This is a genomic window from Streptomyces sp. NBC_00083 (assembly GCF_026343295.1).
Taxonomy (GTDB): Bacteria; Actinomycetota; Actinomycetes; order Streptomycetales; family Streptomycetaceae; genus Streptomyces.
Genome location: NZ_JAPELY010000004.1, coordinates 128,119 through 141,521, shown reverse-complemented (window position 1 = coordinate 141,521; position 13,403 = coordinate 128,119). Strand labels below are relative to the sequence as shown.

Annotated in this window: 13 protein-coding genes; 7 read left to right on the top strand and 6 right to left on the bottom strand. The window is 71.1% G+C overall.

What is annotated here, in order from left to right; all coding sequences use genetic code 11:
• The first annotated feature begins 1 nt into the window (after position 1).
• Both OOJ98_RS30750 and OOJ98_RS30745 read left to right on the top strand, forming a co-directional pair.
• Positions 2–460: a hypothetical protein gene (locus OOJ98_RS30750; protein ID WP_267058404.1), complete on the top strand. Its 459-nt coding sequence runs from the start codon at positions 2–4 to the stop codon at positions 458–460.
• Positions 438–1,103 (top strand): hypothetical protein, encoded by a 666-nt coding sequence (locus OOJ98_RS30745; protein WP_267058403.1) that lies wholly within the window; start codon positions 438–440, stop codon positions 1,101–1,103. The genes OOJ98_RS30750 and OOJ98_RS30745 overlap by 23 nt, the downstream gene beginning before the upstream one ends.
• 319 nt (positions 1,104–1,422) lie before the next feature.
• On the opposite strand, the gene OOJ98_RS30740 is transcribed toward OOJ98_RS30745, so the two are convergent.
• From OOJ98_RS30740 to OOJ98_RS30725, 4 genes are all read right to left on the bottom strand, one after another.
• Positions 1,423–2,610 (bottom strand): hypothetical protein, encoded by a 1,188-nt coding sequence (locus tag OOJ98_RS30740; protein ID WP_267058402.1) that lies wholly within the window; start codon positions 2,608–2,610, stop codon positions 1,423–1,425.
• 29 nt (positions 2,611–2,639) lie between these two features.
• The gene (locus OOJ98_RS30735) at positions 2,640–3,191 is read right to left on the bottom strand and encodes a hypothetical protein (protein WP_267058401.1); all 552 of its coding nucleotides are present in this window, start codon (positions 3,189–3,191) and stop codon (positions 2,640–2,642) included.
• Positions 3,192–3,200: 9 nt separating this feature from the next.
• On the bottom strand, positions 3,201–3,611 hold the full coding sequence (locus OOJ98_RS30730; protein WP_267058400.1) for a hypothetical protein: 411 nt from the start codon (positions 3,609–3,611) through the stop codon (positions 3,201–3,203).
• A gap of 178 nt (positions 3,612–3,789) precedes the next feature.
• Positions 3,790–5,352, bottom strand: a complete 1,563-nt coding sequence (locus OOJ98_RS30725) for a S1C family serine protease (RefSeq protein ID WP_267058399.1) — start codon at positions 5,350–5,352, stop codon at positions 3,790–3,792.
• A gap of 234 nt (positions 5,353–5,586) precedes the next feature.
• Between OOJ98_RS30725 and OOJ98_RS30720 the strand changes: the two genes are divergently transcribed.
• From OOJ98_RS30720 to OOJ98_RS30710, 3 genes are all read left to right on the top strand, one after another.
• The gene (locus tag OOJ98_RS30720) at positions 5,587–6,414 is read left to right on the top strand and encodes a glycerophosphodiester phosphodiesterase (RefSeq protein ID WP_267058398.1); all 828 of its coding nucleotides are present in this window, start codon (positions 5,587–5,589) and stop codon (positions 6,412–6,414) included.
• Positions 6,415–6,467: 53 nt separating this feature from the next.
• Positions 6,468–7,079, top strand: a complete 612-nt coding sequence (locus OOJ98_RS30715; RefSeq protein ID WP_267058397.1) for an ATP-binding protein — start codon at positions 6,468–6,470, stop codon at positions 7,077–7,079.
• Between the two features lie 231 nt (positions 7,080–7,310).
• The gene (locus tag OOJ98_RS30710) at positions 7,311–8,276 is read left to right on the top strand and encodes a DUF5926 family protein (protein WP_267058396.1); all 966 of its coding nucleotides are present in this window, start codon (positions 7,311–7,313) and stop codon (positions 8,274–8,276) included.
• Between the two features lie 214 nt (positions 8,277–8,490).
• On the opposite strand, the gene OOJ98_RS30705 is transcribed toward OOJ98_RS30710, so the two are convergent.
• Together OOJ98_RS30705 and OOJ98_RS30700 are read right to left on the bottom strand one after the other, a co-directional pair.
• Positions 8,491–9,033, bottom strand: coding sequence for a hypothetical protein (locus OOJ98_RS30705; RefSeq protein ID WP_267058395.1), 543 nt, complete (start codon positions 9,031–9,033; stop codon positions 8,491–8,493).
• Between the two features lie 182 nt (positions 9,034–9,215).
• Entirely contained in the window at positions 9,216–9,878 is a 663-nt protein-coding gene (locus OOJ98_RS30700; protein ID WP_267058394.1) for a bifunctional DNA primase/polymerase, read from the bottom strand.
• A gap of 438 nt (positions 9,879–10,316) precedes the next feature.
• On the opposite strand from OOJ98_RS30700, the gene OOJ98_RS30695 reads away from it, so the two are divergent.
• Together OOJ98_RS30695 and OOJ98_RS30690 are read left to right on the top strand one after the other, a co-directional pair.
• Positions 10,317–11,804, top strand: coding sequence for a PP2C family protein-serine/threonine phosphatase (locus OOJ98_RS30695; RefSeq protein WP_267058722.1), 1,488 nt, complete (start codon positions 10,317–10,319; stop codon positions 11,802–11,804).
• A 104-nt stretch (positions 11,805–11,908) separates the two neighbouring features.
• The gene (locus OOJ98_RS30690; protein ID WP_267058393.1) at positions 11,909–13,378 is read left to right on the top strand and encodes an aminopeptidase P family protein; all 1,470 of its coding nucleotides are present in this window, start codon (positions 11,909–11,911) and stop codon (positions 13,376–13,378) included.
• The last annotated feature ends 25 nt before the right edge of the window (positions 13,379–13,403 follow it).

The following is a 13,403-nucleotide window of genomic DNA, read 5'->3' as shown; positions in this document are numbered from 1 at the left end:
CATGGTGTCTTCCTTCGCAGTGTTCGTCCCGCCCGTGATTACCGTCCTCCTCTACGTCGTTGGCGTACTGCCGTACGCCTTGTGGGTGGCAAAACGGGCGCCGTCCAAGCCTGCCCGTTGGGCAGTGATCGGCACGGCAGCGGCAATTTCCGCCTACGGAGCGGGCACCCTTTACGGGCTCGCGTTCACCAAACCTATGGATGTATGCGGCGACCTGACCGGCCGCGGTGTGTACATGGACGCCAGTCGCCACTACGGCCTGACATCGGTAAGCGTGGATGCCTTTCCTCCCTCAATCACCTGCCACTGGACGAGTGGCAATAGCACACAGGCAGTCGGGCTATGGACCACGGCTCTGCTGTTTGCAGGTTTGGCCTGTGCCCTCGTCAGCTTTGCCCTGCTCCTCATTCACCGCTACAAGCACAGAGAGGCACCCCATGACATCGAGCTTGACGCGTAGACAAGCCCTCAGCCTCGGCGTAGGAGCCAGCGCGGTCATAGCCCTCACAACCTCCGGGACATCGCAGGCCGCCTCCGGTACCCGCGAAGCCCTTTGGAATGAGCCCCGATCTGCGAACGGCTGGCCCGTCCTCAACCACGCGACGACTCAGCAGGTGGAGGGAACGAATGTGGCGGTCGCCCTGGCCGAAGGGGACGCAGCGATAATCCTGCGCTATGTGGCGCGCCGATTCGCGTACGAAGTCGACATGCTCAGGACCGGTGACCTCCACGGACACACCACCGATCGAAAGGTCGGTGCTGCTTTCGAGTCAAACTACCTTTCGGGCACTGCCATCGCGATTCGTCCGCTGCACTACCCCCTCCGAGCCGATGTCAAGAACACAGGCATGAGCGAGAGCGAACGTATCGTGATCGCAGACATCCTCGCCGACTGCGAGGGTGTCGTCACATGGGGTGGGAACCTCGAACCCGTGAAGCAGTCTCACTTCGAGATCGCCGTGATGCCCGATACCTCCAGCTTGAGGAAGCTTGCTGCCCAACTCCAGGGACGGAACGACACACCTGGCCAGGGTGCCGGCGCGATCGACGCCTTCGCGGCCTCCAGACGCCGTAGTGTCGCTCGCTTCCAGCAAGCTCACTGAGACAACGTCGCCCCGTCGGACATAACTTGGCGGATTCGACGGGGCTCGCCCGTGCTCGACTGCCTCAGTGGCTGACGGTTTCCGTCCATACGGCGGACCATCGCAACGGGTCGGCAGCGCACGCTATCGCCACGCCTGGTCCGCCCGGATCGGGGGACATTGTGAGGCATCGAACGGGCCGCCGACCCTCCTAGCGGCGAGGTGTTCACGAGGCGGGAAGACGCCGAAGAAGGCTGGTTCCAGCCGGTGAGGCCGATCAGAGTTCACGATCCTTCCGTCCACCACTTGGGCTACCTGCACATCGGACCGCGAAGCGCCGTCAGCGGGGGTCGGTGCCGCTCTTCTTTTCTCGCAGCATCATCCGAATCGAGTCGGCGCCCGCGTCGAAGTTCGGGTCGTTCCCCAGGACATGGAAGTGCTCGGGGTTGTCGTCGCCCGTGCGGCGGCGGGTCAGGCCCGTGACGATGCGGGCGCGGTCGCCGCTGGAGACGACGAGTTCGAAGTAGCGCTCCGCCTGCGGGGCGTCTCTCAGGTGCCGCTGGGACTGCCGGGGGGTGCGGATGTTGATCTTCCTGGTGGAGTTCGGGTCGGTCTCGCTGTGGACGGCGACGACGTCCGCGTAGTGGTACTCCGCCGTGCTCTCCTCGTCGAGCTCCCCCGTGAAGAAGTCGAGCACGCAGCGGTACAGGGCGACGTGGTAGCGCGTGGTGCAGATGATCATGACCTTGTACCGGCTGTACCGCCGCTTGGCGTGGGGCCCCTCGCCAAGCACGCACCACACCGGGTAGTCGGCGCCGTAGGCCGGCCCGTACACCACGAAGGGATCATGCGCATCGGGGGTGTTCGCCGGCGCGTTCTCCAGCTCCGCCGGGGTCATCTCCCGCATGTACGCCGGGCGGACCAGCTCGCTCCGGTGCAACCGCAGCCGCACCAGGGCGTGTTCCTTGACGCTGTGGATGTCGTCGAGCAGCGTGCGGTCCATGAGCGCGTCGCTGGGTTTGGGGCCCCGGCGCCGGCACTCGTCCTCGTAGGCCCGGAGTTCCTCGTCGTAGATGTCGCGGGCATCGTCGAGCGCGTCGGTGAGCCGGTCCACCTCGCTGTGCAGATGCGCCTCTCTTCGGGCGTCCGCCTCTTTTCGTGCGGCCTTCTTCCTCCTGGCCTCGGCGATGGCGCGCTCCCGCGCCGCGCGGTCGTCCGCCCGATGGGCCACCCCCGCGTTGACCAGGGCGATCGAACCCACCAGGCAGGGCAGGGCGATGATGGTGAACCAGGGATCGATCAAGACCAGGCAGACGCCGAAGGCGAGAACGGCCGCGGCGGCAAGGGCGTATCCGGGATGGGGCCTCACCTCGGGGAGGGGGGCCGGGGCGGGAGGCGGCGGCTTCGGCGCGAAGGCGTCCAGGTCCCGCAGGGCCCACTCCAGCCGGTCCTCCGCGGCAGCGAGCCGGTCCTCGGCGGCTTCCAGACGGGCCGGGTCGGGCGGATCGAGAAAGTACTCTCTGATCATCTGTGCAGCGGGGCGTGCCGTCATCTCCGTCACCCCTCATATGGGCCGGGTACCCGTGCGTGCAAAGCCCTCCACCAGGCGTTCTCCGGTGCGGGCACATGGGTGGTGAGCTCTCGCGCGTGGCGCTTCCCGGCCCGGTGGACCAGCCGCCGCTCCTGCGGCGTGAGAGCCGTTCTGCCCTCCCCGTACCGCGAGGCGAGCGCGTCGCGGATCAGGAGGTCCGCCACCCGCGCGTAGGCGCAGGAGGGCAGCGCCGTGAGGGCGTGGCCGAGGGCGTCGAGGGACAGCCGCACCCTGGCCTCGCTGAGGGCGCACGGGTGGTGGCCCCCCAGGTTCGCCAGGGAGAGGTAGTAGTGGTGGGACGCCCGCTGCGGGTCGCCCCGGATCGCGTGGCTGAAATGGTGCACGGCGGACCTGTAGTCCCGGATCAGGAGCGCGTCCCCGCCGAGCCGTGCGTGATCCGGTTCCGCCGGCGCCACGAAGGTGCGGTTGTCGTTGTTGTACTGGATGCCCTGCCCCTGGACGGGGCCGTGCACGGTGCTGTGCCGGAAGTCGATGTGGTCACGCCGGGGTCCTGGCATGGCCGCCGCTCACCACTGCTGGTTGTACATGGTGCCCTTGCCCTGAACAGGGCCGTGGAAGGTGCCACCGCTGAAGTCGATGTGATCGTGGTCGCCAGGGGCCTCGTGGGGTGCGAACTCGGCCACGATCTCCTGGAGTTGCCCGGCCAGCTCGGGCCGTTCCGTGAGGAGCCGGCGCAACCGCGAACGCCATTCGGCCTGGATGTCCGCCCGGACTTCCGCCTCCTCCGGGCGCTGCGCGTCCAGGAGTTGGGCGCGCGCCGCGTCGAGTTCGCGCCGTACGGCTTCGACCGACTCCGGTCCGCTGCCGCCCATGAGCCCGGCGAAGCGCTCCCGCACCTGGCCCCATGCGTCGGTCACCATCAGCCCCAGCAGGGTGCCTGCCCCCGACTGCAGCAACTCCCCGACATCCATCGCCAAGACCGCCTCCCCGAGCCGTCCCGCCACTGCGGCCAGTGCACGAAGACAGGCCAACGGGCGGGCCGCTTCGTCACAATGCACGTGCCCGGGAACGGCGGAACGACCGTGCCCGGGAACGACGGCGCCCGCGGCGACGTCCTTACGTCACCGCGGGCGGTCACCGCCTGCCGCTGTCAGGTCAGTTGCTGTCGCCCTTGCGCTCGCCCAGGGTGATCGTCACCGTGGTCTCCTTGCCGTTGCGCGTGTACGTCAGGGGGACCTGGTCGCCCGGCTGGTGCGTCCAGATCTCACTGATCAGGGTCGGGCCGCTGTCGATGGGCATGTCGCCGAACTTGGTGATGACGTCGCCCGGCTTCAGGCCCGCCTTGTCCGCGGGGCCGCCCGGCGTGATCGGCTGCTGGCTGCCGCTGCCCTGCTGGGAGATCTGGGCGCCGTCCGTGCCGCCGCCCGGGGCGAGGCCGCCGCCCTGCTGGATGCCGACCGAAGCGCCGATCACCGGGTAGACCGGCTGGCCGGTCTTGATGAGCTGCTCCGCGACGTTCTTCGCCTCGTTGATCGGGATGGCGAAGCCGAGGCCGATCGAACCGGCCTGCGACTGGCCGCCCATGCCGCCGGTGCCCGCCGACTGGATCGCCGAGTTGATGCCGATCACCGCGCCGGCCGAATTGATCAGCGGACCGCCCGAGTTGCCCGGGTTGATGGAGGCGTCGGTCTGCAGGGCGCTCATGTACGAGGCCTTGGAGTTCTGGCCGTCGCTGGAGGCCACCGGACGGTTCTTGGCGCTGATGATGCCGGTGGTGACGGTGTTGGAGAGGCCGAAGGGCGCGCCGATCGCGATGGTCGAGTCGCCGACCGCGACCTTGTCCGAGTTGCCGAGGGAGAGCGGCTTCAGGTTGGACGGAGCGTTCTTCAGCTTGATGACGGCCACGTCGTAGCCCTGGGCGCGGCCCACCACCTCGGCGTCGTACTTCTTGCCGTTGGAGAACGTCGCGGACAGCTTGCCGCCGCTCGCCGCGGAGGCCACCACGTGGTTGTTGGTGAGGATGTGGCCTTCCTTGTCGTAGATGAAGCCGGTGCCGGTGCCGCCCTCGCCGTCGCTGCCCTGGGCGTCGATCGTCACCACGCTCGGCAGCGAACTGGCGGCGACTCCGGCCACCGTGCCCGGGTCGCGCTTGAAGTCCTTGGGGGTGTCGGACGAGGCCACCGTGGTGGAGCCCGACCCGCCGTTGTCCCGGTCCGCCGCGAAGTAGCCGATGGCTCCGCCGATGCCGCCGGCCACCAGGGCGGCCGCCACGACGGCGGCGATCAGGCCACCGCCGCGCCTGCGCGGGGCGGGCGGCTGCGGGGCGCCCCAGGGATCGCCCGGGTTGCCTCCGCCGCCGCCTCCGTAGGAGGGGAGCACCGGCGGGGGCGGCGGCCACCCGGCGCCGCCCTGCTGCGGGGGCGCCGACTCGTGCGCCGCGTACGCCTGGGGCGCCGGCGCTCCGGGCGTGGCGGGCAGCGGCGCCGTGGCCGGGTCCTGAGCGGGGCCCCGGTCGGCCCCGGCCGTCGGCGGCACGGGGTCGTGCACGAGCGTGCGCTCCGCGTCGCCGTGCGCCGCGTCCGGACGGGCGGGGGCTGCGGCGGGCGCGGGGGCGTCGGCTCGGGCAGGGGCTTCGGCGGGGGCGGGAGGTGCAGCAGGTGCAGACGACGGGGCAGGCGGGACGGCCGGGACCGCGGTGCCCTCGTTCTCGGTGCTCACAGCTTGCTCTCCTCGGTTTCCACTCGGTCTTGGGGGACGGTCCGGCGGGGCCGGGCCGGCTGCCGGGGTCGGCGCGGGGCTCGGCAACACCAATGGTGCGTCAGGGGTCCGACATCGGACCCCGCACTGTGCGGATGACTCCGCTCAGCTTTTCCCACCGCACGTCAGGCCACTGTAAGCAGGAGCTGTGTATTCGTGCGCCAACCTGTGCCCCGGCGGTGGCACGATGACGCGGTGACCCAAGCACGACAGCACAGCCCGCACACCCCGGACCCCGCCCGCGTCCAGGTGGTGGCCCACCGAGGAGCCTCCGAGGACGCGCCCGAGCACACGCTCGCCGCGTACATGAAGGCGATCGAGGACGGGGCCGACGCCCTGGAATGCGATGTCCGCCTCACCGCCGACGGCCACCTCGTCTGCGTGCACGACCGGCGTGTCAACCGCACCTCCAACGGCCGTGGCGCCGTGTCCGCCCTGGAGCTCTCCGATCTCGCCGCGCTCGACTTCGGCTCCTGGAAGGACAGCGAGGAGAGCCCGGACTGGGGGGACCGCGAGTTCACCTCCGTCCTCACCCTGGAGCGGCTGCTCGAACTCGTCGCGGACGCCGGGCGCCGGGTCGAGCTGGCCATCGAGACCAAGCACCCCACCCGGTGGGCCGGCCAGGTGGAGGAGCGTCTCGTGCACCTCCTCAAGAGGTTCGGCCTCACTCAGCCGCCGCCGGCCGGTGAAACCTCCCCCGTCCGCATCATGAGTTTCTCCGCGCGCTCCCTGCACCGGGTGACGGCATCGGTCCCCGACATCCCGACCGTCTACCTGATGCAGTTCCTTTCGCCGCGGCTGCGCGACGGGCGGCTGCCGGCCGGAGCGCGCATCGCGGGACCCGGCATGCGCATCGTGCGCAACCACCCCGCCTACATCGAGCGGTTGCACCGCGCGGGGCACCGCGTGCACGTCTGGACGGTGAACGAACCCGAGGACGTCGACCTGTGCGTAAGCCTCGGAGTGGAGGCAATCATCACCAACCGGCCGAAACAGGTCCTGTCCCAACTCGGGCGCATGTAAAGCCCCTTACAGGGTGTGCACCGGCGCGTTCGCTCCGTATTCGACCGTGATGAATGCGTCTCCCGGCGCCGGTTGGCCGGTTTCCGGTCCAGTCCATTGGGGCATTCACACCGTGGCGTGGGGCGAAGGAGGTCTCGGGGGTGGCGTTGGTGGTGGCACAGGAGGTGCCCACGTCGTCGAGCATGGCCGTACCCCATGGCCCTGCGGGCGTGGGCAAGGCGCGACACCGGATGCGCGAGCAGCTGCTCGGCAACGGGGTGTCCGAGCCGGTCGTGGACGATGCCGTACTGATCCTGTCCGAACTGCTCAGCAATGCCTGCCGGCACGGCAGGCCGCTGGGACGGTCCGACATAGGTGAGGGCGACATCGAGGCGGCCTGGCACATCGACAAGGCGGGACGGCTGACGGTCGAGGTCACCGACGGGGGCGGCCCGACCAGGCCGATCCCGGCGACGCCGTCGGTGACCGCGCGCGGCGGCCGGGGGCTGAACATCATCAGCGCCCTCGCCCAGGACTGGGGCGTACGGGACAGCGCGTCCGGTGAGATCACGGTGTGGGTGATCCTCACGGCGGCGCACCGGCACGGCGATTTCGCTACGCGCGTCGCAGGGCCGGCGACGGTGCCGGACCTGGAGTTCGCGGACGCGTTCGACGATGTGGACTGAGCGGAGAACCGCTCGCGACCTCGACCGGGCGGAGGACCGCTCGCGGCCTCGACCGGGGCGCGAGCGGCCCCCGCGTGGTGCCGGGGCGGCGGGGCGACGCCGGGGGTTCGGCCCGTCCACCGCTCGGCGGCGTCCGAACGTGCCGCTCGGGCCCGGCCGGGTGGCTGGTGCGGCTAGGCTCGCGCCCGACACAGCGACACCGCACCACCGCAGTCGGGAGAGAGCCACACCATGGCCAAGAAGCGTCCCCAGGCGAAGGCCGTCAAGCCGCAGACCAGCGACGGGGAGATCCCGGTCGTCGGGGCCCGTGAGCCCTGTCCGTGCGGCTCCGGCCGCCGTTACAAGGCGTGTCACGGACGGGCCGCGTCGCACGCCGTGACCGAGCTGGTCCAGCGTCCCTTCGAGGGCCTGGCCGGTGAGGGCGACTGGGTCGCGCTGCGCGAACTGGTCCCCGCGGCGACCGTGCCGCTGACGCTGAAGGACCCGCTGCCCGAGGGCGTGCCGTCCGTGACGCTGGCGACCGTGCTGCCGATGGCCTGGCCCGCGCTGCGCCGCGAGGACGGCTCGGTGCTGCTCGGCCTCCAGAACGACACCCCCTCCGGCGACCTCAGCCGCGACCTGGCGGACACCCTCAAGCGCGCGCTGACGGCCGAGCCCGGCTCGCCGGTCGCCGCCCAGCGCGCCGAGTCCGACGGTCCCCGCCTCCAGGACCTGCTCGACCCGGCCGCCCCGTTCGAGCCGGAGGTGCACACCGGCTTCGAGTTCTGGGTGCCGGACGCGGACGACGCCGCCACCGAGGTCGCCGCCTCGCTGGAGCGGGCCAACGCCGCCGCGATCCCGACCGTACGGCTCACGTCGGTCGACTCCTCGTACTGGTGCGAGACGCCGGAGAAGAACCACCTGCGGTGGGTCATGCCGCACCCGGAGGAGAAGCTGCTCGACGCGCTGGCGCGGCTGCACGCGGCCGGCACCTCCTCGCTCGGCGAGGGCACCCGGCTCGTCGGCTCGTTCCGCGCGCACGGCCTGACCGTGCCGGTGTGGGACCTGCCGGCCGGGATGGGCGCCGAGGAGTGCGAGAAGCCGGCCGCCGAGTTCGCCGAGCGGCTCGCCGGCGCGCTCGCGAGCGAGGAGCCGCTCACCGCGGACGAGCGCCGGGCCCGCGGCGGGCTCACCAACCGCCAAGTGACGCTCAGCTGAGAGTGACGGCGGCCGCCCTTTCGGTCGGCCGACAGGTGACTCCTGTCACAACTCGCCGTACTCGCAGGTAAATCGGTGTCCGAATTACCGAGATCGAATTTGCGAACGACCGATCTCTTGTTACCGTTCTTAGAGCCCGGTCGCTGGTGCATCCCCCGTCGCCAGCGATCGGGCCCTTCCATTTGCCGGCTCCGTCGGGCCTACTCGGCCGCGGTCAACGAGCCGAGGGTTCCGCGGAGTTGCTCCCGGAGCGCAGCAGCAGCGGTGAGTCCTCTCCCGCCCCCGCGAACTCCGTCACCGCCGAATACGCCCCCGTGCCCGCGACCCCCTCCGGCCGCCTGTCGTGCGGGGATTCGCAGGAATTCGGCTGGTCGTCGGCGGCCACCTGGCAGTTCGTCTCCAGGGTCCGTCCGGCCGGGCCCATCAGCGTGAGCACGGCGCTCAGCTCCTGGCCGGTGGCGTTGCGGTAGTAGGTACGCCCCCACGTCTCGCGCCCCCGGCCCAGTACGCAGGTCTGCGCCTCGACGCCCTCGGGCGAGACGAGCGCGGGCCCGCAGCGCGCGGTCGGATCCTGCGCGGGGCGCGACCATGGCTTGTTCACCCGCAGGAGCGCGTGAGTGAGGGGGCTTTTTGCGTCATCCGCCGCGGCCCTCTTCTCCGGCCCTCCCGCGGGCCCCGCCGAGGCGACCAGCGGCAGCAGCACGGCGCCCGCCACGACGGCCGTGAGCCCGGCGACGCGGAGGTGCTGGAGATTCATGGGGGACCCGCCTGCCCTGGAATTCCTGATGGTGGGCCGAAGATAGCCACGGAAACCGGGCGCCCGGCGCTGCGCACACCCAATTCCCGTACAACCAGGGCAAGCTCGCACCCGAAAGAGTGAAGGCGGCCCGGGAACCGAGCCGCCTTCACACACATGGGCCGGTGCGGCCCTCTCGCCTGTCAGTACGCCAGCCGGCTCCCGCCGTCCGGTGCGCTGGTGCTCGCCTCGACCAGCGCGTCCACCACCGTCTCGACCTCCGGCAGCCAGGGTCCGGTCGTCCCCAGCGGAGGCCGCTCCCAGCGGATCTGCCCCTTGCCCGTCCGCGACGGGGGCAGCACCAGATATCCGCCCTCGCTGTGGAAGCGGAGCGAACTGGGCACCCAGTCCTTGGAGTAGAGCAACTCGCCCAGGCGCTCCATCGAGTACGGAGCGACCAGGAGCGACCACCGGGTGGGGGTCGCCACGACCGGGCCGAGCCGCACGCCCATGGAGTCGAGGGCGACGAGCGCCCTGGCTCCGGCGAGGGCCGGGAGGCTGATCGCGCAGGGCGCGCCGCCGCCGGTGGCGAGCAGCACCGGCGCGGCCGGCCGGTTCGTCCACCACCAGCGGATCATGCGCTCGTCGGTGGTCGCCGCGAGCAGGACGGGGTCGAAGGGGTGCGCCCCCGGCACCACGCATTCGGGGTCGGGGCAGGCACAGCCGCGGTCGCCCGCGGCCAGTCCCACTCCGGGCACCACGGGCCATTTCCATTGGGTCGCACAGGTCAGCGCGGCGCCGAGCTGAGCAGCCCTTTCACTGCGCCAAAACCGGAACCTGCGTCGCCTTCCGAGGATCTCGCGCATGGGCGCTCGTTCCTTTCCGTTGAACGCCGAGTCCACATCACATGACGTGTGCATCACTTCACTGCGCGTACGTGCTCCGTGAGCAGGCGGTGGGGGATCCGCCAGGATCGATCACGAGCCGTCACCACGGGTGGCGACGGCCACTGCCCGTAACCATTTAAAGCATGGCGAAGGGTGGCGCGTGCATGGCGCTTGCCGTCCTGCGGGCAAAAACCCCGCCGCTCGGGGGTGAGGCGTGGCCAGTCGGCTCTTAAGACGCTCAGGCCGTCCGCAAGGTTCCGCGGCAGCTCAACTGCCACGGACCACACCGATTACGTACCCAACACGGTTGAAACGACGCACAGTTGAACGTCCTCAGTCGACCCCAGCACAGGGCCACCAGGGTCATTTTCCGGCCAACTTGGACGCCCCACGGACACCAATAGTCCCGCTATGACAATGCTGGACATCCCCTCACTTGTGCGTGTACATGTGGATGCATTGATAGCGGCGCAGAATGACATGGGGGTTTGCGATGCTATTGCGCAGAATCAACCAGTCGGAAAGCCGGCTGCCATGAGCGCCCCTCACCTGCCGAAAGTGGCTGGAATCGATCCAGCCGTTCCGTCTCCGGCGCACACTCACGCGCCCCTGCCCCCACCCGTCGCCCACACCCCGCCGGGCGCGGTGCTCCAGGACCGGCTCGCCGGCTGGGTCTCCGACCTCACCACGCTCCATGAACTCACGGAGCGGCTCGCCCGCACCACCGCGCTCGACGACGCCCTGGACGAACTCCTCAAGGCGGGCGCCGCCCTGGTCGGCGCCCGGCGCGGGCTCGTCGTCCTGGAACCGGCGGACGGACTGGGCCCGGCCAGCACCACCGGCCTCGGCCTCGCCCACGCCGACCTCGGCCACATCGAGACCGTGCCGCGCAGCGCCACCGCGTACGGCCGGATCCTGGACGGGCTGCCCGACGCCGACGGCGGCCCCGACCTCATGAGGGACCCCGACGGCCTCGACCCGCGCCACCGCGAGGTCGCCGCCCGCCTCGGCTACGCCGCCAGCTACGCGCTGCCGCTCGCCACCGAGGGCGCCGGCCGGCTCGGCGCCGCCGTCTGGCTCTACGACGAGAGCGCGGAGCCCGTCGAGCGCCAGCAGCACCTGGTCGGCCTCTACATCCGGTACGCGGCCGAACACCTGGCCCGCCTCGTCGAGCTGGAGCGGGCCCGCGCCCATGTGGCGACCGTCGCCGAGGAGCTGCTGCCCAGCCGGCTGCCCCGGGTGGCCCGCGTCCAGCTGGCCGCCCGCCACCGCACCGGGCCGCGCGGCGGCGGCGACTGGTACGACGCGCTGCCGCTGCCCGAAGGCGCGCTCGGCCTCGCGGTCGGGTCCGTCACCGGATCGGGCCCGAGCGCGGTGGCCGCGATGGGCCGGCTGCGCGCGAGCCTGCGGGCGTACGCCGTGATGGAGGGCGAGGACCCCGTCGCCGTCCTGTCCGACCTGGAACTGCTGCTGCGCCTGACCGAGCCGGCCCGCTCGGCCACCGCCCTGTTCGCCTACTGCGAGCCCGCCCCGCGCAAGATCGTGCTCGCCGGGGCGGGACACGCGCCGCCGTTGATCATCGGGGAGCGGCGCACCGAGTTCGTGGAGACGTCGCTCTCCGCTCCGCTCGGCATGCTCGCCTGCTGGGAGGCGCCGAGCGTGGAGCTTTCTCCCGACCCTGGAGAAACGGTGCTGCTCTACACGGACGGGCTGCTGCGCCGTACCGGCGACCCCATGGACCGGGCCTTCGCCCGGCTGCACGCCGCCGCGGCGAGCGTCCCGCGGCAGGTGCGCGACGACCCGGACGCGATCCTCGACCACGTGCTGCGCACCCTGCTGCCCGACGGCCTCGGCTCCGCGGACCACAGTGAGGACGTGGTGATGCTCGCGGCCCGCTTCGTCTAGCCGCGCAGGACGCGTCCGCCCCGGTAAGAGGCACTACGACCCTGGACCCCCTTCCGTACGCCCGTACGATGGAGGACGGCCCAGTGTCGTACCAAGGAGCAGACGTGTCAGAGGAGCTCAGCCCGGCGATCCCGGAAGAGACCACCGACGAGAAGCCGATCCAGCAGCGGAAGAACGGCCTGTACCCGGGCGTCTCCGACGAGCTGGCCGCGAACATGAAGTCCGGCTGGGCCGACACCGAGCTGCACGGCCTGGAGCCGGTGGCGCAGGCCGGCCACACCGCCGACCGCCGCGCCGCGCTCTCCGCGCGCTTCCCGGGCGAGCGGCTGGTGATCCCCGCGGGCAACCTGAGGACCCGCTCGAACGACACCGAGTACAGCTTCCGCGCCTCCACCGAGTACGCGTACCTGACCGGCGACCAGACCGAGGACGGTGTGCTCGTCCTGGAGCCCGCCGGCGACGGCCACGAGGCGACGCTCTACCTGCTGCCCCGTTCCGACCGCGAGAACGGCGAGTTCTGGCTCTCCGGCACCGGCGAGCTGTGGGTCGGCCGCCGCCACTCCCTGGCCGAGGCCGAGCAGCTGCTCGGGGTGCCCGCCAAGGACGTGCGCGAGCTGGCCGCCGCCCTGGCCGAGGCCACGGGTCCGGTCCGGTGCGTACGGGGTCACGACGCGTCCATCGAGGCCGCGCTCACCGACAAGGTCACCGCCGAGCGCGACGAAGAGCTGCGTGTGTACCTCTCCGAGGCGCGCCTGGTGAAGGACGCGTTTGAGATCGCGGAGCTGCAGAAGGCGTGCGATTCGACCGCCCGCGGCTTCGAGGACGTCGTCAAGGTGCTCGACAAGGCCGAGGCGACCAGCGAGCGCTACATCGAGGGCACGTTCTTCCTGCGCGCCCGCGTCGAGGGCAACGACATCGGCTACGGCTCGATCTGCGCCGCGGGACCGCACGCCACCACCCTGCACTGGGTGCGCAACAACGGCGAGGTCCGCTCCGGCGACCTGCTCCTCCTGGACGCCGGCGTGGAGACCAACGAGCTCTACACCGCCGACATCACCCGCACCCTGCCGATCAACGGCACCTTCTCGCCGCTCCAGCGCAAGATCTACGACGCGGTGTACGAGGCCCAGGAGGCCGGCATCGCGGCGGTCCGGCCGGGCGCGCCCTACCGCGACTTCCACGACGCCGCCCAGCGCGTGCTCGCGGAGAAGCTCGTCGCGTGGGGGCTGCTCGGCGACATGGACGTCGAGAAGGTCCTGGAGCTCGGCCTCCAGCGCCGCTGGACGCTGCACGGCACCGGTCACATGCTCGGCATGGACGTCCACGACTGCGCGGCCGCGCGCACCGAGACGTACGTCGGCGGCGACCTGGAGCCGGGCATGTGCCTGACGGTCGAGCCCGGTCTGTACTTCCAGGCCGACGACCTGACCGTCCCCGAGGAGTACCGGGGCATCGGCGTCCGGATCGAGGACGACATCCTCGTCACGGAGGACGGCAACACCAACCTGTCGGCCGCGCTGCCGCGCCGCTCCGACGAGGTCGAGGCATGGATGGCCCGGGTCAAGCAGGCCTGACCCGGCTCCCGCTCACGCGCCCGGG

Bases quoted from the DNA above. Each gene is read 5' to 3' on its own strand.
- OOJ98_RS30705 (WP_267058395.1), bottom strand. From the start codon at position 9,033: ATGAATCTCCAGCACCTCCGCGTCGCCGGGCTCACGGCCGTCGTGGCG.
- OOJ98_RS30715 (WP_267058397.1), top strand. From the start codon at position 6,468: ATGCGTCTCCCGGCGCCGGTTGGCCGGTTTCCGGTCCAGTCCATTGGG.
- OOJ98_RS30750 (WP_267058404.1), top strand. From the start codon at position 2: ATGGTGTCTTCCTTCGCAGTGTTCGTCCCGCCCGTGATTACCGTCCTC.
- OOJ98_RS30695 (WP_267058722.1), top strand. From the start codon at position 10,317: ATGCTGGACATCCCCTCACTTGTGCGTGTACATGTGGATGCATTGATA.
- OOJ98_RS30710 (WP_267058396.1), top strand. From the start codon at position 7,311: ATGGCCAAGAAGCGTCCCCAGGCGAAGGCCGTCAAGCCGCAGACCAGC.
- OOJ98_RS30740 (WP_267058402.1), bottom strand. From the start codon at position 2,610: ATGATCAGAGAGTACTTTCTCGATCCGCCCGACCCGGCCCGTCTGGAA.
- OOJ98_RS30745 (WP_267058403.1), top strand. From the start codon at position 438: ATGACATCGAGCTTGACGCGTAGACAAGCCCTCAGCCTCGGCGTAGGA.
- OOJ98_RS30735 (WP_267058401.1), bottom strand. From the start codon at position 3,191: ATGCCAGGACCCCGGCGTGACCACATCGACTTCCGGCACAGCACCGTG.
- OOJ98_RS30700 (WP_267058394.1), bottom strand. From the start codon at position 9,878: ATGCGCGAGATCCTCGGAAGGCGACGCAGGTTCCGGTTTTGGCGCAGT.